General features: G+C 67.8%; 17 protein-coding genes and 1 tRNA gene. 7 read left to right on the top strand and 11 right to left on the bottom strand.

The features are described from left to right. Positions 1–82 precede the first annotated feature (82 nt). Together Q8W67_RS13060 and Q8W67_RS13055 are read right to left on the bottom strand one after the other, a co-directional pair. A complete protein-coding gene (locus Q8W67_RS13060; RefSeq protein WP_305546063.1) occupies positions 83–967 on the bottom strand; it encodes a glycoside hydrolase family 16 protein in 885 nt (294 codons plus the stop codon). A gap of 469 nt (positions 968–1436) precedes the next feature. Beyond that, positions 1437–2090: a protein-L-isoaspartate O-methyltransferase gene (locus tag Q8W67_RS13055; protein WP_305546062.1), complete on the bottom strand. Its 654-nt coding sequence runs from the start codon at positions 2088–2090 to the stop codon at positions 1437–1439. 387 nt (positions 2091–2477) lie between these two features. On the opposite strand from Q8W67_RS13055, the gene Q8W67_RS13050 reads away from it, so the two are divergent. Beyond that, a complete protein-coding gene (locus Q8W67_RS13050; protein WP_305546061.1) occupies positions 2478–3752 on the top strand; it encodes a sorbosone dehydrogenase family protein in 1275 nt (424 codons plus the stop codon). Continuing rightward, complete coding sequence (locus Q8W67_RS13045; RefSeq protein ID WP_305546059.1) at positions 3752–4345, top strand: c-type cytochrome; 594 nt, start codon at positions 3752–3754, stop codon at positions 4343–4345. The genes Q8W67_RS13050 and Q8W67_RS13045 overlap by 1 nt, the downstream gene beginning before the upstream one ends. 14 nt (positions 4346–4359) lie before the next feature. Here Q8W67_RS13045 and Q8W67_RS13040 read toward each other — a convergent pair whose 3' ends face one another. Continuing rightward, positions 4360–5130 (bottom strand): MOSC domain-containing protein, encoded by a 771-nt coding sequence (locus tag Q8W67_RS13040; protein ID WP_305546057.1) that lies wholly within the window; start codon positions 5128–5130, stop codon positions 4360–4362. Positions 5131–5329: 199 nt separating this feature from the next. Here Q8W67_RS13040 and clpB point away from each other — a divergent pair, with 199 nt between their 5' ends. Then, positions 5330–7966: an ATP-dependent chaperone ClpB gene (clpB, locus tag Q8W67_RS13035; protein ID WP_305546055.1), complete on the top strand. Its 2637-nt coding sequence runs from the start codon at positions 5330–5332 to the stop codon at positions 7964–7966. A gap of 349 nt (positions 7967–8315) precedes the next feature. Here clpB and Q8W67_RS13030 read toward each other — a convergent pair whose 3' ends face one another. From Q8W67_RS13030 to Q8W67_RS13015, 4 genes are all read right to left on the bottom strand, one after another. Then, complete coding sequence (locus tag Q8W67_RS13030; RefSeq protein WP_305546053.1) at positions 8316–9209, bottom strand: inositol monophosphatase family protein; 894 nt, start codon at positions 9207–9209, stop codon at positions 8316–8318. After that, positions 9206–9781: an NUDIX hydrolase gene (locus Q8W67_RS13025; protein WP_305546051.1), complete on the bottom strand. Its 576-nt coding sequence runs from the start codon at positions 9779–9781 to the stop codon at positions 9206–9208. The genes Q8W67_RS13030 and Q8W67_RS13025 overlap by 4 nt, the downstream gene beginning before the upstream one ends. A gap of 8 nt (positions 9782–9789) precedes the next feature. Continuing rightward, positions 9790–10497, bottom strand: coding sequence for a glutathione S-transferase N-terminal domain-containing protein (locus Q8W67_RS13020; protein ID WP_305546096.1), 708 nt, complete (start codon positions 10495–10497; stop codon positions 9790–9792). A 95-nt stretch (positions 10498–10592) separates the two neighbouring features. Beyond that, complete coding sequence (locus Q8W67_RS13015) at positions 10593–11525, bottom strand: SMP-30/gluconolactonase/LRE family protein (protein ID WP_305546094.1); 933 nt, start codon at positions 11523–11525, stop codon at positions 10593–10595. Between the two features lie 214 nt (positions 11526–11739). Here Q8W67_RS13015 and Q8W67_RS13010 point away from each other — a divergent pair. Both Q8W67_RS13010 and Q8W67_RS13005 read left to right on the top strand, forming a co-directional pair. Beyond that, positions 11740–11816: transfer RNA gene (locus Q8W67_RS13010), tRNA-Pro, on the top strand. A 26-nt stretch (positions 11817–11842) separates the two neighbouring features. Further along, entirely contained in the window at positions 11843–12154 is a 312-nt protein-coding gene (locus Q8W67_RS13005) for an ETC complex I subunit (RefSeq protein WP_305546049.1), read from the top strand. A 4-nt stretch (positions 12155–12158) separates the two neighbouring features. On the opposite strand, the gene Q8W67_RS13000 is transcribed toward Q8W67_RS13005, so the two are convergent. Together Q8W67_RS13000 and Q8W67_RS12995 are read right to left on the bottom strand one after the other, a co-directional pair. Next, positions 12159–12617 (bottom strand): nucleoside deaminase, encoded by a 459-nt coding sequence (locus Q8W67_RS13000; protein ID WP_305546047.1) that lies wholly within the window; start codon positions 12615–12617, stop codon positions 12159–12161. Positions 12618–12666: 49 nt separating this feature from the next. Then, positions 12667–13734, bottom strand: a complete 1068-nt coding sequence (locus tag Q8W67_RS12995; RefSeq protein WP_305546046.1) for a spore photoproduct lyase family protein — start codon at positions 13732–13734, stop codon at positions 12667–12669. 190 nt (positions 13735–13924) lie between these two features. Here Q8W67_RS12995 and Q8W67_RS12990 point away from each other — a divergent pair, with 190 nt between their 5' ends. Beyond that, positions 13925–15952 carry a bifunctional diguanylate cyclase/phosphodiesterase gene (locus Q8W67_RS12990; protein ID WP_305546092.1) on the top strand — a complete coding sequence of 676 codons (2028 nt, stop codon included), beginning with the start codon at positions 13925–13927 and terminating at the stop codon, positions 15950–15952. 301 nt (positions 15953–16253) lie between these two features. Next, the gene (locus Q8W67_RS12985; protein ID WP_305546044.1) at positions 16254–17258 is read left to right on the top strand and encodes an acyltransferase; all 1005 of its coding nucleotides are present in this window, start codon (positions 16254–16256) and stop codon (positions 17256–17258) included. A 253-nt stretch (positions 17259–17511) separates the two neighbouring features. Here Q8W67_RS12985 and Q8W67_RS12980 read toward each other — a convergent pair whose 3' ends face one another. Further along, positions 17512–18996: an NAD(P)/FAD-dependent oxidoreductase gene (locus Q8W67_RS12980; protein ID WP_305546042.1), complete on the bottom strand. Its 1485-nt coding sequence runs from the start codon at positions 18994–18996 to the stop codon at positions 17512–17514. Continuing rightward, positions 18993–19901 (bottom strand): alpha/beta hydrolase, encoded by a 909-nt coding sequence (locus Q8W67_RS12975; RefSeq protein WP_305546040.1) that lies wholly within the window; start codon positions 19899–19901, stop codon positions 18993–18995. The genes Q8W67_RS12980 and Q8W67_RS12975 overlap by 4 nt, the downstream gene beginning before the upstream one ends.

The raw sequence follows: 19901 nt of genomic DNA, 5'->3' as shown, positions 1-19901 counted from the left end.
GCACGGCGCGCGGAGCATCGGCCGGCGTCGCGTCCGGAGTCTGTCCGCATCAAGCCAAAGGTCCGATCTGGCGGCGGCGGCCTTACTCCTTGCAGACGGCGTCGCGCTTCGCCTCGTCGGGTGCGAAGGCATAGACGTAATCGACGAGCAAATCCGAAGGATTCGGGGTCTTGTCGATGGGCCAGCCCGAGCCGAGCGCCAGATTGACCAGCATCATCAGCGGCTTGGTGTGCTCGGGTGGCGTCGGCGTCCTGCCGATCTCGTGACGATCGAGATAGAAGACGACCCATTCCTTGGTCACATCCACGCCATAGGTGTGGAAGCTGTCGCTCAGCGAACCGCTCGGGACCTTCGTTATGATCTCGCCGCCTTGCGTCTTCTTGGGGTCGGTCTTGTCCCAGATGTGCCAGACGGAATGGAAACCGTCCGGGAACTGGCCGTAATATTCGATGACATCGATTTCCACCGATGGGGTTTTATCGTCCTTCGGATTGTTGGCATTTAGCCAGAACGCGGGCCACACACCGGGCCCGGGCGGAAGCTTCATCCGTGCTTCGAAGTAGCCATACATCATCGCGAAGCCTGCAGTCGTGGGATCGGCGGACGAAAGGAGGCCGGAGGTCCACTTGCCGTTCTCGTGCTTCCGCGCCCGGATCGTCAGGATGCCGTTCTTGACGATGAACGGCTCGTTCCGTTCAGGATCCGCGTAGATGTCGATTGGATCGATGAATCTGGCGTCGCCGAAATCGCCGTTCCAGGGCGTGTGCGCCGACCATCGGGCTCTCTCGTTGTTTGACTTGGAGACGCTCAAGTCATTGAAATCGTCGGCAAAGACCTTCTTGTAGCGGCAGAGCTGCAGGGGCTCACCCTGCGCTTGCAGTTCGCGACATCCTGCAACCATGGTCAGACCGGCTAATGCCGTAACTGCCGGCAATACCCAGACATTCCTCATAAAACGAGCGCGCATTCGGTTCACCAGCGATTTCAGTGCGCTTAGGCGGGCAAAGTCTGCTATATTATAGGCGTTATATATTGCTGGTCTAGGGCGCGAGTCTGATTATCGCCGATAGCCTCGGTGGCTTGCCGACAGACGCCGGCAGTTTTGCGCCACAGCTACGGGCACGGGATAGGACCGTGGAGGCTGCATTTGGTCGAGTGCGCGGGTTGGCCAGCGCGACGGCGGGGTTCGCTTGGCGCAGGCCAGGGCGGATCGCGAGGCGTCGGTGATGCCTTAGCCGCACGATCCGGCGCTGGTGAGGGTGCGTGCCTTCACGGCACGCCGGCCCTCAATGAGCCGCGATGATCGCCGGACGCTGGGCGCACGGTGTCCGGCCTCCCCGCTCGGGCGCCGTTCGGAGGTGGAAGGCGCCAGATCGGCGGTTCGCGTCCGGTTGCCGCCCTAGGCCGACAGGGCCGGACTTGAGCCTCCGCGAGGCTCAGAAGGCGAAGCCGGACTCGGCCGCGAACGCGTCGAGGAGCGGCAGCGAGGCGTCGAACAACGGGCGCGATCCGAAGGCGTCGCCCGCGCGTACGAACAGGGTCGCCTTGGCGTTGCGGTGCGGTCCCAACACGCAGGCGAGCCGACCGTCGTCCCCGAGTTGATCCAGCAGCGCCTGCGGCCTCACCTCGACGCGGCCGTTGATCAGGATCACGTCGAAGGGGGCCTGCTTGGGCGCGCCGGCGGCGAGCGGACCCTCGATCACCGTCGCGGAGGCGGCGAGGCGGGCACGCGCTGTCTCGACGAGGTCCGGCACCGATTCCAGCGCCGTCACGGCAGCTCCGAGCTGCGCCATCACGGCCGCAGCATAGCCGGTGCCGGTGCCGACATCGAGGGCCCGGACGCCGGGCCGGATCTTCAGGGCCTGGATCAGCCGGGCCAGCACCATCGGCGCCGGCAGGCAGCGGGTCTCGCCGCCGTCTCCGCCGAGCTTCATCGTCTGATCGATATAAGCGAATGGTTCGCGGCCCTTGGGCACGAAGGCCTCGCGCGGCACCGTGTCGAACGCGTCGAGCACCGCGTTGTCGTTCACGTCGAATGTCCGCAACTGGCAGTCGACCATCATCCGCCGCGCCTGCGCGTAATCGATCATCGATACGTGTCCCCGAACCGGATCGGAATGCCGCTCCCGCCGGGCACCGGCACGAGCGCCGATGTCCCCGGCCAAGCTCAAGCTTCCCGGACGCGGGCGTTTTCGGAGATCGGTCGCCAAAACGCAAGGTTACCCCGGCCGGAACCGGCTGCGCTGTGCGGCCAGCCGGATTACGCTGGTGCCAAGGGCGATGAGGATGACCCGGCCGGGCGGGCGCATGAACACAATCGTGTCGGAGTGCAACGGAAAATCGGCCGCGCCGGGTTACGCCGGCATTGCACTGTCGCAGCGGGCGTGGTCGGGGACTCGCTTCATGCAAGCACTCGTTGAATAATGAGTGCAGATCGGACCGGGCGATCCAAGAAGCCCGCCGCATTGGGAGACACCATGACGCCAGCCAGCAAGCCGACCCTGACCCGCGGGCTCGCCGCCGCGCTCGCCTGCCTGGGCCTCGGGGCCCTGGCCCCATGCGCTACGCTCGCCCAGGAGACGCCGGCCACCGCCGCACCGCCGCCCAGCGCGCAGGTCGACCGCGGTTCGGCCCTCTACGGCCGTCCGGAGAACGGGGCAGCCGCCAAGCTCGCGCCCGTCGCAGGGCCGCCCCTGGCCACGGCCGCCGCCAAGCTGCCTCTCGACAAGCTCAAGGTGCCGGACGGCTTCAAGGTCGAGGTCTATGCCAGCGGCCTCGCCAATGCCCGCTCGATGACGCAGGCGCCGGACGGGACGCTGTTCGTCGGCACCCGCACGGTCGGCAAGGTCTACGCGGTGCTCCCGCAGCCGGGCCAGGACGGCAAGCGCGAGGTCAAGACGATCGCGTCGGGCCTGCACCGGCCGAACGGCGTCGCCTTCCACGACGGCGCGCTCTACGTCGCCGAGCTGTCGAAGATCTGGCGATACGACGACATCGCGAAGCACCTCGACGGCCCGGAGAAGCCGACCCTCGTCTACGATGACCTGCCCAAGGACGAAGCCCATGGCTGGAAGTTCATCGCCATCGGACCCGACAACAAACTCTACGTGCCGGTCGGCTCGCCGGGCAACATCCTGATGCCGCCTGACACCCACGCGCAGATCCGCCGGATCGACCTCGACGGCAAGAACGCCGAGGTGATCGCCCGCGGCGTGCGCAACACGGTCGGCTTCGATTGGAACCCGAAGACCAAGCAGCTCTGGTTCACCGACAATGGCCGCGACTGGGTCTCGGAGGACATCCCGAACGACGAGTTGAACGTGCTCACGGAGCCGGGCAAGCAGCATTTCGGCTTCCCGTTCTGCCACCAGGGCACCTTCACCGACCCGGAATACGGCTGGGGCCATTCCTGCTCGGAATTCACCGCGCCGGCCGGCCTGCTCGGGCCGCACACGGCCTCGCTCGGCATGCGGTTCTACACCGGCGCCCAGTTCCCGGCCGCCTACAAGGACGCGATCTTCATCGCCCAGCACGGCTCCTGGAACCGCACGCAGAAGCTCGGCGGCGACGTGTTGATGGCCAAGCTCGGATCCGACGGCAAGGTCGCCGCGCTGGAACCGTTCATGACCGGCTTCCTCCAGGGCAACGCGTATGTCGGACGCCCGGTCGACGTACTGGTCGCCAAGGACGGGTCGCTGCTCGTCTCGGACGACTATAACGGCGCGATCTACCGCGTCAGCTACGGTCAGTGATGCGCCGCCGGTTGAGTGCGCGCGCGATCCGGGGGCTGGCGCCGGCCCTCGGGGCGCTGCTGGCGGGGGCCGCGCTTGCCGCGCCGGACGCGGCGATGCAGGAGCGCGTCGCGCCCTGCATCGCCTGCCACGGGGAGGGCACGTCGCAGACCGAGGGCGTGCCCTCGCTCGGCGGCCAGCCCGCCGACTACGTCGTCACGCAGCTGTTCCAGTTCCGGGAAAAGCAGCGCGAGGCCCCGCCGATGAACGACGTCGCCGCCGGGTTCTCCGACGATGACCTGCGCGTCTACGCCGACGCGGTGGCGGCCCTGCCGCCGCCCGCCTGGGCCGGTCCGCCCGCCGACCCCGGCCTGGCGGCGCGCGCCCAGGCGCTGGTCGCCAAGCACCAGTGCAATTCCTGCCACGGCCCCGATCTCGCGGGCCGGGACTCCATCCCGCGCATCCGGGCGCAGCGGGAGGAGTATCTCGCAAAGGCGCTCGCCGGCTACAAGTCGAACGCCCGGCCCGGCTACGACCCCGCGATGAACGAGGTCGCACAGGAGCTGAGCGAGGCTGACATCAAGGATCTGGCGGCCTACGTCTCGCGGCTCTGAAGTCTTCCAGTCCTTCAGCCGACCAGCCGGAGCGCATCGCCCACCGCGAGCGCCCCGCCGGCGATGACCTCGGCATAGACGCCGAGGTCGCGGTGGCCGAGCCGCGCGTCCAGGGTCCAGGGGATGTCGCAGTCGCGCACCCCGCTCCCCGGGTCGACGTTGGTCGCGGCGCAGCGCACCGTGCGCTTGGTGACCTTGAGCCGCAGCCCGCTCGGCGCCTCGATCACCCGCCCGACCATCTCGAGTTCCGCGAAGGGCGCGAGCCCGTCGACAAGCAGGTTGCCGCGGAAGCGCAGCGGGTCGACCGGCGCGCCCAGATAATCCTCGACCGCCGACACGCTCGCCCGGTTGATCAGCGAGACGTAGCCTGTGGGCGAGTCGGTGAACCGGTATTGCGGCGGCGCCACGAGCACCCGGGGTTCGCCCCGAAGGCTCTCCGGCAGATAGCGCCGCATCAGCGCCGCCAGCCCGTCGCGGCCGGCTTCGGTGTCGAGCCGGAACGCAAGCGGCTTGCCGGCGCCTTCCACGGTGAGCGTCGCCGTGGAATCGTCGTAGCGGGTCCGCAGACGCGCCAGCGCCTCGTCGCGCATCAGCATCAGGTACTTGGTCTTGGGCTGGTGACGCGGCGCCACGGGATTGAAACCCGACGGGCCGTTCTCGATGGCGTAGAGCCGGTCGCCCGGGAAATAGCCGCTCGTCTCGAGTTCCGCCCGATCCAGCAGCTCAGGGCTCAATCCCTTGACGGGATAGCGGTGGAGGGCGCTGACATGAATCAATGCGGTCATGCGCAAAGCGTGCTCCTGAAATGCTCCGATGCGCAAGAGCTTCGCCGGCCCTTGTGGTGCGGAATTGCAACACCACATCCCGGCTACCGGCGGCCACCAACGGCGCCGGGGCTCTCGTGCAGCGGATGGCTGGAGGGCGTCGTTTCGGTGGCGCCGCGCCTCTCAGCGGGCGGCGGATGCCGGTACGGGAGGGTTGTGCATGAATTTCGAGATATATACCGAGCGCGCCCGCGGCTTCGTGCAGGCGGCTCAGAACCTCGCGATGCGCGAGGGACATCCCCAGCTTCAGCCGGGGCATCTGCTCAAGGTGCTCCTGGACGATCCGGAAGGCCTCTGCGCCGGCCTGATCGACCGCGCCGGCGGCCAGTCGCGCGTGGCTCTCGCCCAGACCGAGCAGTGGCTCGCCAAGCAGCCCAAGGTGTCCGGCAATGCCGCCGCTCCGCAGGCGACGCGCGAGCTGGTGCGCCTGTTCGACACCGCCGAGAAGGCTGCCGAGAAGGCGGGCGATTCCTACGTGACGGTCGAGCGGCTGCTCCTCGCCCTGGCGGTGGAGAAGGAGTCCGAGGCCGGCCGCGCGCTCCAGGCCGCGGGCGTCACCCCCGCCTCGCTGAACGCCGCGATCAATGCGCTCCGCAAGGGCCGCACCGCCGACAACGCCTCGGCCGAGAACGCCTACGACGCGCTCAAGAAATACGCCCGCGACCTCACCGAGGCCGCCCGAGACGGCAAGCTCGACCCGGTGATCGGACGCGACGAGGAGATCCGGCGGACCATCCAGGTCCTGTCCCGGCGCACCAAGAACAACCCGGTCCTCATCGGCGAGCCCGGCGTCGGCAAGACCGCCATTGTCGAGGGCCTGGCCCTGCGCATCGTCAACGGCGACGTGCCGGAGAGCCTGCGCGACAAGAGCCTGCTGGCGCTCGACATGGGCGCGCTGATCGCCGGCGCGAAGTACCGGGGCGAGTTCGAGGAGCGGCTCAAGGGCGTGCTCTCCGAGGTCACCGCGGCAGAGGGCAGCATCATCCTGTTCATCGACGAGATGCACACGCTGGTCGGCGCCGGGAAGGCGGACGGGGCTATGGACGCGTCGAACCTGCTGAAGCCGGCGCTCGCCCGCGGCGAGCTGCACTGCGTCGGCGCGACCACCCTCGACGAGTACCGCAAGCATGTGGAGAAGGACGCGGCGCTCGCCCGCCGCTTCCAGCCGGTCTTCGTGTCGGAGCCGACCGTGGAGGACACGGTCTCGATCTTGCGCGGCCTTAAGGAGAAGTACGAGCAGCACCACGGCGTGCGCATCCAGGATTCGGCCCTGGTGGCGGCGGCGACGCTCTCGAACCGCTACATCACCGACCGATTCCTGCCCGACAAGGCCATCGACCTCATGGACGAGGCCGGCTCGCGCCTGCGCATGCAGGTCGATTCGAAGCCCGAGGAGCTCGACAACATCGACCGGGAGATCGTCCGGCTGAAGATCGAGGCCGAGGCGCTCAAGAAGGAGACCGATTCCGCCTCTCGCGACCGGCTGGTCCGGTTGGAGAAGGAACTCGGCGACCTGGAGGAGCGCTCGGCGGCGATCACCGCCCGCTGGAAGGCCGAGAAGGACAAGCTCGGCACGGCCGCCGGCCTGAAGAAGAAGCTCGACGAGGCGCGCAACGAGCTCGCCGCGGCGCAGCGTCAGGGCCAGTATCAGCGCGCGGGTGAGCTCGCCTACGGGGTAATCCCGGGCCTGGAGAAGCAGCTCGCGGAGATCGAGGCCAAGTCCGATGCCAAGTCTGAGAACGGCCGCGACGCGATGATGGAGGAGGCGGTCACGCCCGCCCATATCGCCGGGGTCGTCTCCCGCTGGACCGGCGTACCGGTGGACAAGATGCTGGAGGGCGAGCGCGAGAAGCTGCTGGCCATGGAGGACGCGCTCGCCAAGCGCGTCGTCGGCCAGCGCGAAGCCGTCGAGGCGGTCTCGACCGCGGTGCGGCGCGCCCGCGCCGGTCTCCAGGATCCGAACCGGCCGATCGGCTCGTTCATGTTCCTCGGGCCCACGGGCGTCGGCAAGACCGAGCTGACCAAGGCGCTCGCCGGCTTCCTGTTCGACGACGACACGGCACTCGTGCGCATCGACATGTCCGAGTACATGGAGAAGCACGCGGTCGCCCGCCTCATCGGCGCGCCTCCGGGCTATGTCGGCTACGAGGAGGGCGGGGCGCTCACCGAGGCGGTGCGGCGGCGGCCCTATCAGGTCGTGCTGTTCGACGAGGTCGAGAAGGCGCATCCGGACGTGTTCAACGTCCTGCTGCAGGTGCTCGATGACGGGCGCCTGACGGACGGGCAGGGTCGGACGGTCGACTTCCGCAACACGCTGCTGATCATGACCTCGAATCTCGGGGCCGAGTATCTGGTGAACCAGCCCGCGGGCCAGGACACCGATGCCGTCCGCGACGAGGTTATGGGCGTGGTGCGGGGGCACTTCCGGCCGGAATTCCTGAACCGGGTCGACGAGATCATCCTGTTCCACCGCCTCGCGCGGTCGGAAATGGGCGCGATCGTCGAGATCCAGCTCGGGCGCCTGCGGAAGCTGCTGGAAGATCGCAAGATCACCCTCGAGGTCGACGAGGAGGCCAAGACTTGGCTCGCCGACAAGGGTTACGACCCGGCCTACGGGGCGCGGCCGCTCAAGCGGGTGATCCAGAAGAACGTCCAGGATCCGCTGGCCGAACTTGTCCTCTCGGGCAAGATCCACGACGGCGAGACGGTGCCGGTCCATCTCGGTCCGCTGGGCCTGATGATCGGCGATGTCACGGTGGGCGCGGAACGCCGGCCGGCCCACACGGTGCTTAACTGATCGACGCGGTTTCGAACGGGGGCGGCGCGCCAGATGATGGCGCGCCGCCTATTTCGAATGTACCCCGCGGCCGACGGGCAATCGCGCGACGGCTGCCGGATGAACCACCGTTTCATTCCGGGGTCGCGAAGCGGAGCCCGGGATCGAGAAACGCTGACAGTTCAAGGTTTTGTGCCGTCTGCGTCTCTGGATTGCCGCCTCCGGCGGAGGCTACGGGGGTCGTGCCCCTCGGCGGGGTCCGGGGCGGAACCCTGATGGTCCGGGGCTTCGCCCTCTAGCAGCGTTCTGCCCTGCACCCGCAATAGGTCGAAGGACCTTTTGAAACCGGGTTTTTCAAGCGTCGGACGCGCTATGCCCGGCGGATCGCTCCCGCCAGATCGGCCGCCTGGTCCCGGTCCCGGCAGACCAGCCAGAGGTCGTCGTGGGCCGATAGTTCGCCGTCGAACAGGTCGATGAAGGCGGCCGGCGGCGCGGCGAGGTCGGGCCAGTGGTAGAGGCGGAAGCCCAGGGCCTCGAACAGGGGCAGGACCGGCGCCAGATCCCAGAGCTTGTTGTTGCTGAGCGTCGCGTCGAGCCGGCCCGTGGCCAGGAGGGCCGCGTCCGAGATCGTCCCGCCCTCGCTCCAGGGGAACCAGCCGCGCCCGTAATCCAGGGTGTGGCGCTGCGCCGTGACCGCGAGCCAGCCGACATGGCCCGTGCGGCGCACGGAGGGTTCGAGCCGACGCAGGGCCTGCGTTCGACGCCCACCCCGGGTCGGAGCCCAGAAGGCCCGGCCCTCGTGCGCCGCGAACAGGATGCCGTTGGCCGCCTCCGCGGATTCAGTGTGGGCGGGGCCGGAACGGTCCTCGTTCCAGGTCGGCAGATTCATCACGCTGGCGCGGGGCCACCCGGACCGGCAGGCCGCCACCATCACGCCCCAGCCCGACAGGCCCCCCGCAAAGGGCCGCGTGCCGTCGATCGGGTCGCCCACGAAGGTCCAGGCATCCCGGGCCAGCAGCGCCTTGGCGGCCGCGTGGCCCAGGCCGTCGGCCGTTTCCTCCTCGATCAGGTCGGGGCCGAATCGCGCGTACAACATCCGGCTGACGGCGAGGTCGGCTTCGGTGAGCGCCTGGCCGAGGTCGGGGCCCTTGTTGGTCATGTCGAGACCGGCCGCGCGCATCGTGAGCACGAGCGGGGCCGCCTCCTCGGCGAAGGCGAGCATCTGCGCGAGGACGTCGTCCATCACGGCGTCTGTGGGGATCATGCGGCGAACAACTCCGGGCGGCGCAGCATCAGCGCCTGAATTAGGACCAGAGTCTTGAGATCGGGCAACCGGCCGGAGCGAGCCTGATCCGCCAGAGCGTCGAGGGGCACCTCCAGCGCCAGCACCTGCTCGCCCTCGTGGGGCAGGCCGCCGCCCGGGCCGACCCGGTCGGCTTGCCCGTAGCGGGCAAGGTAGAGCCACAGACGTTCGGAGGAGACGCTCGGCATGCTGTAGGCGCGGGCGACGGGCTCGAGGCGCGCAAGCCGGATGCCGGCCTCCTCCAGCGCCTCGCGGATCGCCGTCGCCTCGGCCTCGCCGCCGTCGAGGCCGCCCGCGGGCGCCTCGTCGAACGCCGCCGGCTCGCCCCAGAAGGCCGGACCGACCCGGGCCTGGCGGACGAGCAACGCCACCCGCCGCTCGGGGTCGTAGGGCAGCACGCAGGCCGCCTCGCCGTGATCCTCCAGGGCCCGCTGCACCGTGCTGCCGTCGGGCTGGGTCAGCGTCGCGATGCCGAAGGTGTTCCAACCCCGGTGGATCACCCGCAGGGGGAGGGCGGGAGGGGGCGCGCTCATCGGTTGGATCAACGCTGGGTGCTGGCGGCGGTCTGGCCGAACATCACCTTCTTGGCGTCCTCGCTCATGGTCTTGCCGAAGTCGGGATTGACCTCCGGGGCCTGGGCATAGGCCGCCTTGGTGGCGGCTCGCTCCGCGATGGCGGCGAACCAGCGCTTCAGGTTGGGGTGAGCGTCGAGGTTCTGGCCCTGCTTCTCCCACGGCACGATCCACGGGTAGCAGGCCATGTCGGCGATCGAGTAGTCGGGCCCGGCGACGTATGCGCGGTCGGCCAGTCGCCGGTCGAGCACCCCGTAGAGCCGGTTGGTCTCGTTGACGTAGCGCTTGATCGCGTAGTCGATCTTCTCGGGCGCATATTGCGAGAAATGGTGGTTCTGGCCGAGCATCGGCCCGAGGCCGCCCATCTGCCAGAACAGCCATTGCAGCATCTCGGCCCGGCCGCGCAGGTCTTTCGGAATGAAGCGCCCGCACTTCTCTGCGAGGTAGAGCAGGATCGCGCCCGATTCGAACAGCGAGACCGGCGCGCCGCCATCGGCCGGCTCGTCATCGACGATCGCCGGCATCCGGTTGTTGGGGGCGATCTTGAGGAAATCCGGGTTGAACTGCTCTCCCTTGCCGATGTTCACCGGACGGATCCGGTAGGGGAGGCCGGTCTCCTCGAGGAACATCGTGATCTTGTGGCCGTTCGGCGTCGGCCAATAGTAGAGATCGATCATCGGCATGTGTCTCGCTGTGCCATCGGTGGACGGGGAGGTGGGCCTGCCCGGCGGTCCGGTCAAGCATGGCTCGGGGCCGTTGTTGCGCTGCGGCGTCATCCGCCGGCACAGCCCTGGGTGTCGACGTACACGGCGTAGAGCGACTGGCTCGCCGCCATGAACAGGCGGTTCCGGTGCCGGCCGCCGAAGCAGAGATTGGCGCAGCGCTCCGGCAGGCGGATGCGTCCGATCAGGCGGCCGTCCGGGTTGAACACCGTCACGCCGTCGAGGGCGTCGTCGCCCATGCCCCAGCCGCACCAGAGATTGCCGTCGACATCGCAGCGGATCCCGTCCGGCGTGCCCGGCCCGGCATCGATCAGGACCCGGCGGTCGCGCAGGGCACGCCCGCCGACCACATCGAAGGCGACGATGCGCCGGGTCGGCTGACCTCGGAATTCCACGAGGTAGAGCACGCGCTCGTCCGGCGAGAAGCACAGGCCGTTCGGCCCCGCGATGTCGCGCGCGACCGCCTCCAACGCACCGGTCACCGCGTCGAGCCGGTAGACGTTCTGCGACAACTCGGATTCGGCCCGCTCACCCTCGTATAACCCCGCGATCCCGAAGGTCGGATCCGTGAACCAGACCGCCCCGTCGGAGGCGGTCACGACGTCGTTCGGCGAATTCAGGCGCCTGCCCTCGAACTGGTCCGCCAGCACCGTGGCCGACCCGTCATACTCGGTGCGGGTGACGCGGCGCCCGCCATGCTCGCAGGTGACGAGCCGCCCCTGACGGTCGCGGGTGTTGCCGTTGGCGAAACCCGAAGGCCTGCGGAACACGCCGACCGCCCCGCTCTCCTCATCCCAGCGCAGGATGCGGTTTTCGGGGATGTCGCTCCACAGGAGATAGCGCCCGTCCCCGAACCAGACCGGCCCCTCGCACCAACGGAAACCGGTGGCGAGGCGCTCGACCGCCGCGTTGAACACGCGGTAGCGGGCGAAGGAGGCGTCGAGGATCTCGATGGCTGGGTCGGGATAGCGCGCGCTCGACATCCACACGGGGAAGGTCTCCTCACTCCTGCATCACCAGCCCTCGTCGTTCCAACACCGACATGAGCTGCCATCGATTTGTCTGACACGTCGGGCGTCGCGGGCCTGTCCGTCATTCGGCTCACGGGGGGCTTCTGCTGTGCATACATTACGCAGCGTCCTGCCCCGTTGCGCTGGAACCCCCGAAACGCTAGGGCAGTGGGGCCGAACCGGCAGTCGGGGTGTGGCGCAGTCTGGTAGCGCACCTGGTTTGGGACCAGGGGGTCGTAGGTTCGAATCCTATCGCCCCGACCATTCGCTCAGGAGCTTGTCGACCACAGATGCCGAGCGCTCGCATCTTCCGCCCGTCCCGGGATGCCACGCAGTCGGGTCTCGCCCGCACCAAGCAGTGGGTCCTGGAGTTCGACCAGACCAGCCCGCGCGAGATCGATCCGCTCATGGGCTGGAACGGGAGTTCCGACATGATGCAGCAGGTGCGTCTGGAGTTCGACACGGAGGAGGAGGCGGTGGCCTATGCCCGGCGCGAGGGCATCGCCTACCGGGTTGAGGCGCCGGCCAAGCCCGTCCTGCGCAAGGGCCTGTCCTACTCGGATAATTTCAAGTTCAACCGGACCGCGCCCTGGACGCATTGAAGCCTCAGGCCCCGCGCCGCGCGCGCCACGCGGCGTAGGGCGCCTCGCCCGCAGGCCGGATCTGACGGAGGCGCATCGGCTGCTCGTCCAAGGGGCGGCACAATTCGGCGTAGAGCGCTGCGTTGGCCGCTCCGTGTTCCTCTGCCTCCTCGGCCGAGAAGGCGAAGTAGCCCTCCCTGAAGCCCGCGAGCCGCATCGCGGCGTGGCACATCGGGCAGGGGCGCCCGCTGGCGTACATCACGCAGTCCGACAGGTCGCTGCGCGCCAGCAGGCGGCTCGCCTCGCGTAGGGCGACCATTTCGGCATGGGCGCTCGGGTCGTTCGTGAGGTGGACGGCATTGGCGGCGCGGACCAGCACGGTGCCGTCGCGCACGATCACCGCCCCGTAGGCCGTGCCGCCCGACGCGACGTTTTCCGCGGCGAGGGCGACCGCCTCACGGATATAGGCTTCGTGCGTGGACATGAGCCGGCTCTCCTGCGCCCGCGCGCCAACGCGTCGCGCGACCGGGAGTTCAGAAGGCGTACCGCACGGTGCAGTAGGGCATGGTCTCGGCGAGCAACGCCTTGAACCGGGCGAGCCACGTACCCTTCCAGCCCGCGCGGTAGCGCAGGTTCGTGCCGCCGCCCTGTGAGACCTTCGCCTCCTGGATGTCGGGCCGCCACAGCAGGTCCTCCGCCTTCGGATGCCAGCCCAGGTTCACCGCGTGCAGCCCCTCATTGTGGGTCAGCATGATGATCTCGCATTTGAGCTGGTCCTTGGCGGCCTGCGAGAGCGTGCCGTCGATCTCCGCGAAGAGCGCCCGCCAATCCGCCTCCCAGCCCTGGTAGAGGATCACCGGCGAGAAATTGGCGTGGACCTCGTAGCCGGCGGCCACGAAATCGTCGATCGCGGCGATCCGCTCCGGGATCGGCGCCGTCCGCACGTCGACGATCCGGGCGATCCGTGCCGGCATCAGCGAGAAGCGGACCCGCGTCTTCCCCTGCGGATCGTAGGTCAGGAGGTCGCGGTTGACCGCCTTGGTGGCGAAGGAGGCCTTGGCGTTCGGCAGGGTCCGGAACAGCCCGATCATGTCCCGTACGCCTCCGCTCACGGCCGCATCCACCGAGAGGTCGCCGTTCTCGCCGATATCGTAGACCCAGTGGTCCGGATCGATCAGGTCCGGCGCCGCCAGGGGCCCCTGGCGCCCCGCGTGGCGGGCGATCGCCGCACAGGCCTGCTCGATGTTCACGAACAGCGAGATCGGGTTCGCGAAGCCCTTGCGGCGAGGCACGTAGCAGTAGGCGCAGGCCATGGCGCAGCCGTTCGAGGTCGAGGGCGCGATGAAATGCGCGCTGCGTCCATTGGGGCGCATCGACAGGCCCTTCTTCACGCCGAGCACCAGGGTCGAGCGCTTGATCCGCAGCCAATCCTCCACCGAACCCGCATTCCCGTGCAGCTCGGGGATGTTCCAGTGCGAGGTCACGGGGATGCGCTCGGCTTCCGGAAAGCGCGCGAGGATTTCCCGCCCGAGCGGGAAACCGGCCACGCACGGCTCGTGATAGATCGTCCGGATGTCGAGGAGATCGCCGGTGAGGGCCATGGCGGTTCCGGGGCGGGGCAGTGACCGCGACCCGATATGGCGTGCGGCGGCCGGGCCGGAATGACTTGCGACGCACCGTCCCGGCAAAATGTATCAAATCAGACGCTTCAGCCGAATCAAACGATCGACCGACCTCAACGATCTATTACGACTCTTCGTCGATCATCGCGTGCCTGTGAATGGACGTATGATGGCGATCTGGAACTGGGAGAGATCCGATCCGGGGACGACACCCCCCGACAGAACGACAGACGACGCGGATCTGAGACTGCGCGCGCTGGTGCGCCGTGACCAGCTCGAGGCCGTACGCCGCAGCGTCCTCAGGGCCATCCCCGTCAACATGCTGCTCGGTCTGGCCAGCGCGCTGGTCGCATTCCATAGCGGCAACGGCCGTGTCGGAGCCGTCTGGTACGCCGCCTCGACCGCCGTAAATCTCGTCCGCTTCTGTCTGTGCCGCGCAGCCTGTCCCGGGCTTGCCCTGAGGACCGATATGCCACTCGGCATGGCGGCTGCCGCCTCGCACTCGGTCGATGTGCATCTGCGCGCCTGCACCGTCGTAGCGTTCCTGTCGGGCCTCGTCTGGGCGTTCCAGCCGTTGTTGTGCGAGGGCTATACCTCCGCGCAGTCCCTGTTCTATCTCAGCGTCACGTGCGGCATCACCGCCGGTGCGGTGACCCACGGGACCGCCTACGCCCGCATTCCGCTCAGCTTCATCCTGCTCCCGCTGATGTCGGTGGCCCTGTGCCTGCTCCTCACGGGCGAATTCGACCGCTGCTGTCTCGCCGCCTGCGTGGTGCTCTACCTCCTGGCCCTGTCGCGCACGGCGCTCGAGGGCGAAGCCGGTTTCCGCGAGGCGAGCCGACTGAAAAACGACGCCACCGCTCTCGCCCGCTCGCGGGCGGAGGCGCATGCCAGCGCCAACGCCCTCGTCGACGAGATGCGGCGGCGCGCGACCCACGACGACCTTACCGGCCTGCTCAACAGGGCCGGTTTCATCCAGCAGGCCGAGGACCGACTGCGATCGGGGACGGCCTGCCTATTGCTGCTCGACCTCGACGGCTTCAAGTCCGTCAACGACGTGTACGGTCACAAGACAGGTGATCGGGTGCTGGTCGAGGTCGCGAACCGGGTGCGGGCGACGTTGCCGCCCGCGGGCCTCGCCGGCCGTCTCGGCGGCGACGAGTTCGCTGTGCTTTACGATCCGTCTGCGACCGGCATCCCCTACACGACCCTTGCGACCGGCCTTATCGCGGCGGTCGCTCAACCGTTCGACAGCTTTGACGCCGGCCGGCTCGGGGTCAGCATCGGTGTCCATGCGGAAACCGAGTCCAGCCTCATGGACATGCTGAGCTTCGCCGACGAGGCGCTGTACGCGTCGAAGGCCGCCGGGCGGAACAGCTTCCGGTTGTTCGACACGGGCCTGCGCGACCGCCTGGAGATGCGGCGCGATCTGGAGCGCGACCTTTCGCAGGCGCTTATGGAGGGCGCGCTGGAGGTGTGGTTCCAGCCGATCTACGCCCTGGACGCCCGGACGCTGGTCGGGCTCGAGGCGCTGGTGCGCTGGCAGCACCCACGGCTCGGCTGGATCGCGCCCCCCGATCTCATCGCCGCAGCCGCGATGGCGGGCGTCACCGAATCGCTGCTGCGGTTCATTCTCGATCAGGTCTGCCGGATGATGCAGATCCTGCGCGTGCAGGGTCTCGGTACGGTCCGGGTGGCGATGAACGTCTCCCCCCGGGAGATGGCGCAGATCCCGGTAGACGAGATCGTGATCGGGCGCCTCGACGCCCTCGATCTGCCGCCCGCCATGTTGGAGATCGAGATCACCGAGGAAACCGCCCTCGATGTCGGCGCGGTTCAGGGCAAGCTCCAGGCGCTCTCGCGCGCCGGCATCCGGGTGGCGCTCGACGATTTCGGCATCGGCTACTCGTCGCTCTCGTCCCTGCGCCAGCTGCGGGCCGACCGGATCAAGATCGACCGGAGCTTCGTAACGGGGCTCGGCACCTGCGACGACAAGCGCGGGCTGGTCCTGGCGGTTCTCGGCCTCGGTCGGCTGCTCGGGCTCGAGGTCGTGGCCGAAGGGGTCGAGTCGGCCGAAGACCTGCACATGCTGCAGGCGATGGGCTGTCCCTTCCTTCAGGGTTACCACCTCGGGCGGCCGATGCCGGTGCAAGCCCTGGAGGGCACCCTGTTCGCCGCCCGGACGAAGGCCGCCTGAGCGGATGTGCGTCTGCAGGCCGCGGCTTCGTCCGCGTCGCTATGCTATCGATCGCAGCTTATCGACACACAGCCGTCCGGCGCTCCGTGGGGTCGGAGCAGCAATAGCCGCGTCCTGGGCAGCCCCGAGCCAGCGGCGGCAGCGACGCATGCAAGGAATGTCGATTGTGTAGACCGTCCGTATTGTCGAATAGAAATCATCTACCGATGGACTCGACATAAGTTAAAATTTATCAGTTTTATCGGCATCGAAGTAGATTTACGGGTAAATAACTATGCAATCTCGCGTGCGATACGAAGTATTGGACGGATTGAGAGGGGTTGCGGCGATCGGCGTCATGCTGTTTCATTTTTCTATCATCGGAGTACCGATTGCGCGGCACGGTTATCTGGCGGTCGATTTTTTCTTCATACTAAGCGGCTTCGTGATGGCTCACGCCTACTCTCATCGCCTTGAGACGATGCCGATTTCCAGATTCCTGAAGTTAAGAATTATTCGCATATACCCGTTGGTTGTAATCGGACTATCTTTAGGGACCTCGTATTTCTTACTCAGATATTTCTCGAATAATCAGTCGCTTTATGGCGTTTGTGATATAATATTCGGTTCTATGTTCAATATTTTTCTTTTGCCAAAGCCGTGGATGAGTTCGGCGCCAACGGACACGATTTTTACAACCAATACACCATTGTGGTCGCTGTCGCTAGAAATGGCTCTGAATATTTTGTGGGCGCGATTTTTCTACAAATCTCCTTCACGGCGGCTGCTGATTTTCGCTGCCGTGTCCGGCGCATCGATGGGCCTCTTTTCGTTCCAGAACGGGTCTGCCGATCTGGGCGCGACTTGGCCAACCTATCCCGGCGGCGCGGCGCGCGCGGTGTTTGGCTTTTTTGCCGGTGTCCTTCTCTGGCGCTATCGGCCCGAGCCCAACAAAAAGGGGCTCCATCCGGAGATCTCTGCGCTCCTCCTTTTTGCAGTCCTTTTCGTGCCGGATATCGGCGCGGCATTCGATATCTTTGTGATCGTGTTCGTATTTCCGTCGATCATATACATCGCTGCGTGCGCGGATTTTCGCGAAGAGAGATTTATTTTCAAATTATCAGGGAATTTATCATATCCCTTGTACGTAATTCATGTTCCAATGCTACATTTCTTTGTTGGATTCAGTAAAACATTCAAACTGGGTGATCATTCAACACTTGTCGCCGCGCTGGCCGCGATCCTATGCATGGCGACTGCGGTCCTCTTAGATTACTTTTACGACCGCCCCGTCCGGAGGTTCCTGGCGCGAGCTTGGATTTCCTGAGGCGTTTGGCCCTTACGATGCCGCCCGATCCGGTCCAACACCCTCCGTCGCGAACGGGTTGCTTCGGGTGGCTAGCGCGGGGAAATGTCGGCGGGACTATCGATCTTCGGATCGGGTTTCGCACCGTCCATTGCATGGGGTACCAGGACCACCCTCCGCAATTCACAGGCAAAGCGTCGGAATTCGCCGGCCGATCCCCGCGTCAGCGGGCGTCCGGCTCCGGCGGCATCGCCCGCCGCGCCCGGCCCTGGCTTCAGCCCAACCGGTAATCGGCCATCCGCACCCGCCGGGCGCTGCGGCGGTAAGCCACCACCGAGTCGGGCCACAGCGTCGTGTTGCGCCCCTCTTCGTCGAGATACCAGCTGCGGCAGCCGCCGGCCTGCCAGATGCTGTCGGCCATCCGGGCCCGGATCCGGTCGAGGAAACGCGCCTGCGCCTCCGGGCGGACCTCGATCGCCCGGGCGCCCTGCCGCAGGGCCGTCAGGCAGTCGAGCACGTGCCGCACCTGCACCTCGATCATCGAGATGACCGAGTTGTGCCCCAGCCCGGTATTGGGTCCGAGCAGCATGAAATAATTCGGGAAGCCGGCGACGGTGATGCCCTGGTAGGCCCCCATCCCCTCGACCCAGGCATCGGCGAGGCACTGGCCGCTGCGACCGATCAGATTCATCCGGGCGAAGCTCGCTGTGACGTCGAAGCCGGTTGCATAGACGATCACGTCGAGATCGTGCGCGCTTCCGTCCTCGGTGATCACACCGTCCGCGGTGATCCGGGCGATGGCGCCGGTCTCGAGCGTCACGTTCGGGCGCCGGAGGGCCGGGTAATAGTCGTCAGAGATGAGCACGCGCTTGCAGCCGAGGCGGTAATCCGGCGTCAGCTTCGCCCGCAGGGCCGGATCCGGCACTGCCTTGGCCAGGTGGCGGCGCGCCAGGGCTTCGGCTTGCCCGGTCAGCTTCGAGACCTTGGTGAAGCCCAGGAAGGCGCGCACCTCGTGCAGCCAGAACAGCCGCGCCCGCTCGATCCGCCGGGCCAGCGGCACGCGCCGGTAGCGCGCCTTGGTGGCCTCCGCGATGGCGTGGTCGTGCTTAGGCATGATCCAGGGCGGTGTGCGCTGGAACAGCGTGAGGTGGCCGGCGACCTTGGCGATCTCCGGTACGACCTGGACCGCGCTCGCCCCGGTGCCGATCACCCCGATGCGCTTGCCGGCGAGGTCGACCGCATGGTCCCAGGCCGCCGTATGGAAGGCCGGCCCCGCGAAGGAGGCGCGGCCGGGGATGTCCGGATAGGCCGGGTGGTGCAGGCCGCCCATACCGGAGACGATCGCCCGCGCCGAGATCGGGCCACGGTCGGTCTCCACGTGCCACAGCGCCCGCGCCTCGTCCCAGCGCGCTCCGGAGAATGTCGTGCCGAACTGGATCAGGGGCATCAGCCCGTGGCGCTCGGCGGTCTCGCGCAGATAGGCCTGGATCTCCGGCTGGGGCGCGTACATCCGCGTCCAGTCGGCCTTCGGGGCGAAGGACAGGGAGTAGAGGTGCGAGGGCACGTCGCAGGCCGCCCCCGGATAGGTGTTCTCGCGCCAGGTCCCGCCGACGCTCTCGCCCTTCTCGATCACCCGCAGCGGCCCGATCCCGGCCTGCCGGCAGCGGATCGCCATGGCGAGGCCGGAGAAGCCGGCGCCGACGATCAGCACCTCCAGCGTCTCCGCGGCGGAGGCGGCCTCGTGCGTGGTCGCCGTCATCGCGCGCGGTTCCCCGACACGGCGCGGGCCATCGGGGCACGGGCCTTCAGGAAGGCCGCCGCCTCGTCCAGCGAGGTCCGCGCCTCCGGCAGCACGCCGGCGGCGAACTGCCAGGCGTGGGACACGACGGGAAAGACCTTCAGCTCCGTCTCGACGCCGGCCGCGCGGGCGCGCTCGGCCATGCGGACGGCATCGTCGCGCAGCACCTCGCGCTCGCCCACATGGAACAGCAGCGGCGGGAAGCCGGTCGGGTCGCCGTAGATCGGCGAGATCCGTGGATCGGCCGGGTCGGCGCCCCCGAGATACATCGGCCGGATCGCCGCGAGTGCCTTGGGATCGAACATCGCGTCCCGCCACGCATTCGTGACCCGCGAGCCGTCCTCGGAGACGAAATCGGTGGCGGGTGAGAACAGCGCGGCGGCCCAGGGCATCGGCAGGCCGCGCGACCGGGCCTCCCCCATCAGCACCAGGGCCAGGTTGCCGCCGGCCGACTCGCCCGCCACGCAGGCCGCCCCCTCCGCGCCGAACGCCTCCCAGGCGGCCGCCACGTCCTCCACGGCTGCCGGAAACGGATGCTCGGGGGCGAGCCGGTAATCGGGGGCGAAGATCGTGAAGCCGCGGCTCGCCAGGGCGCCGGTCACCGGCCGGTGCGTGCGCGGCGAGCAGGCGATGAAACCGCCGCCGTGGATGTAGAGCATCCGCCGTCCGGGATCCGATCTCGGCCGGACCCATTCTCCCGGCACGCCGCCGACCCTGCCGCGCTCGTAGGTCACGCCCTTGGGGTCCGGGAAGGCGGGCGCCTCGAAGATCCGCCGGAAGGCGGCGGCGTCCCGCGCGCGGGCCAGAGGGCCCCGGACGCGGGTTCGGACCATGTAGGCGCCGATATGCGCGCGCAGACTCGCCAT

The sequence above is a fragment of the Methylobacterium sp. NEAU K genome (assembly GCF_030700285.1).
Lineage (GTDB): Bacteria > Pseudomonadota > Alphaproteobacteria > Rhizobiales > Beijerinckiaceae > Methylobacterium.
Note: the sequence above shows the minus strand (reverse complement) of the source record. Positions and strands in the feature narration are given on the sequence as shown.

Coding starts and splice junctions, on each gene's coding strand:
- Q8W67_RS13060 (WP_305546063.1), bottom strand. CDS start 967: ATGCGCGCTCGTTTTATGAGGAATGTCTGGGTATTGCCGGCAGTTACG.
- Q8W67_RS13055 (WP_305546062.1), bottom strand. CDS start 2,090: ATGATCGATTACGCGCAGGCGCGGCGGATGATGGTCGACTGCCAGTTG.
- Q8W67_RS13050 (WP_305546061.1), top strand. CDS start 2,478: ATGACGCCAGCCAGCAAGCCGACCCTGACCCGCGGGCTCGCCGCCGCG.
- Q8W67_RS13045 (WP_305546059.1), top strand. CDS start 3,752: ATGCGCCGCCGGTTGAGTGCGCGCGCGATCCGGGGGCTGGCGCCGGCC.
- Q8W67_RS13040 (WP_305546057.1), bottom strand. CDS start 5,130: ATGACCGCATTGATTCATGTCAGCGCCCTCCACCGCTATCCCGTCAAG.
- clpB (WP_305546055.1), top strand. CDS start 5,330: ATGAATTTCGAGATATATACCGAGCGCGCCCGCGGCTTCGTGCAGGCG.
- Q8W67_RS13030 (WP_305546053.1), bottom strand. CDS start 9,209: ATGATCCCCACAGACGCCGTGATGGACGACGTCCTCGCGCAGATGCTC.
- Q8W67_RS13025 (WP_305546051.1), bottom strand. CDS start 9,781: ATGAGCGCGCCCCCTCCCGCCCTCCCCCTGCGGGTGATCCACCGGGGT.
- Q8W67_RS13020 (WP_305546096.1), bottom strand. CDS start 10,497: ATGATCGATCTCTACTATTGGCCGACGCCGAACGGCCACAAGATCACG.
- Q8W67_RS13015 (WP_305546094.1), bottom strand. CDS start 11,525: ATGTCGAGCGCGCGCTATCCCGACCCAGCCATCGAGATCCTCGACGCC.
- Q8W67_RS13005 (WP_305546049.1), top strand. CDS start 11,843: ATGCCGAGCGCTCGCATCTTCCGCCCGTCCCGGGATGCCACGCAGTCG.
- Q8W67_RS13000 (WP_305546047.1), bottom strand. CDS start 12,617: ATGTCCACGCACGAAGCCTATATCCGTGAGGCGGTCGCCCTCGCCGCG.
- Q8W67_RS12995 (WP_305546046.1), bottom strand. CDS start 13,734: ATGGCCCTCACCGGCGATCTCCTCGACATCCGGACGATCTATCACGAG.
- Q8W67_RS12990 (WP_305546092.1), top strand. CDS start 13,925: ATGGCGATCTGGAACTGGGAGAGATCCGATCCGGGGACGACACCCCCC.
- Q8W67_RS12980 (WP_305546042.1), bottom strand. CDS start 18,996: ATGACGGCGACCACGCACGAGGCCGCCTCCGCCGCGGAGACGCTGGAG.
- Q8W67_RS12975 (WP_305546040.1), bottom strand. CDS start 19,901: ATGGCGAGTCTGCGCGCGCATATCGGCGCCTACATGGTCCGAACCCGC.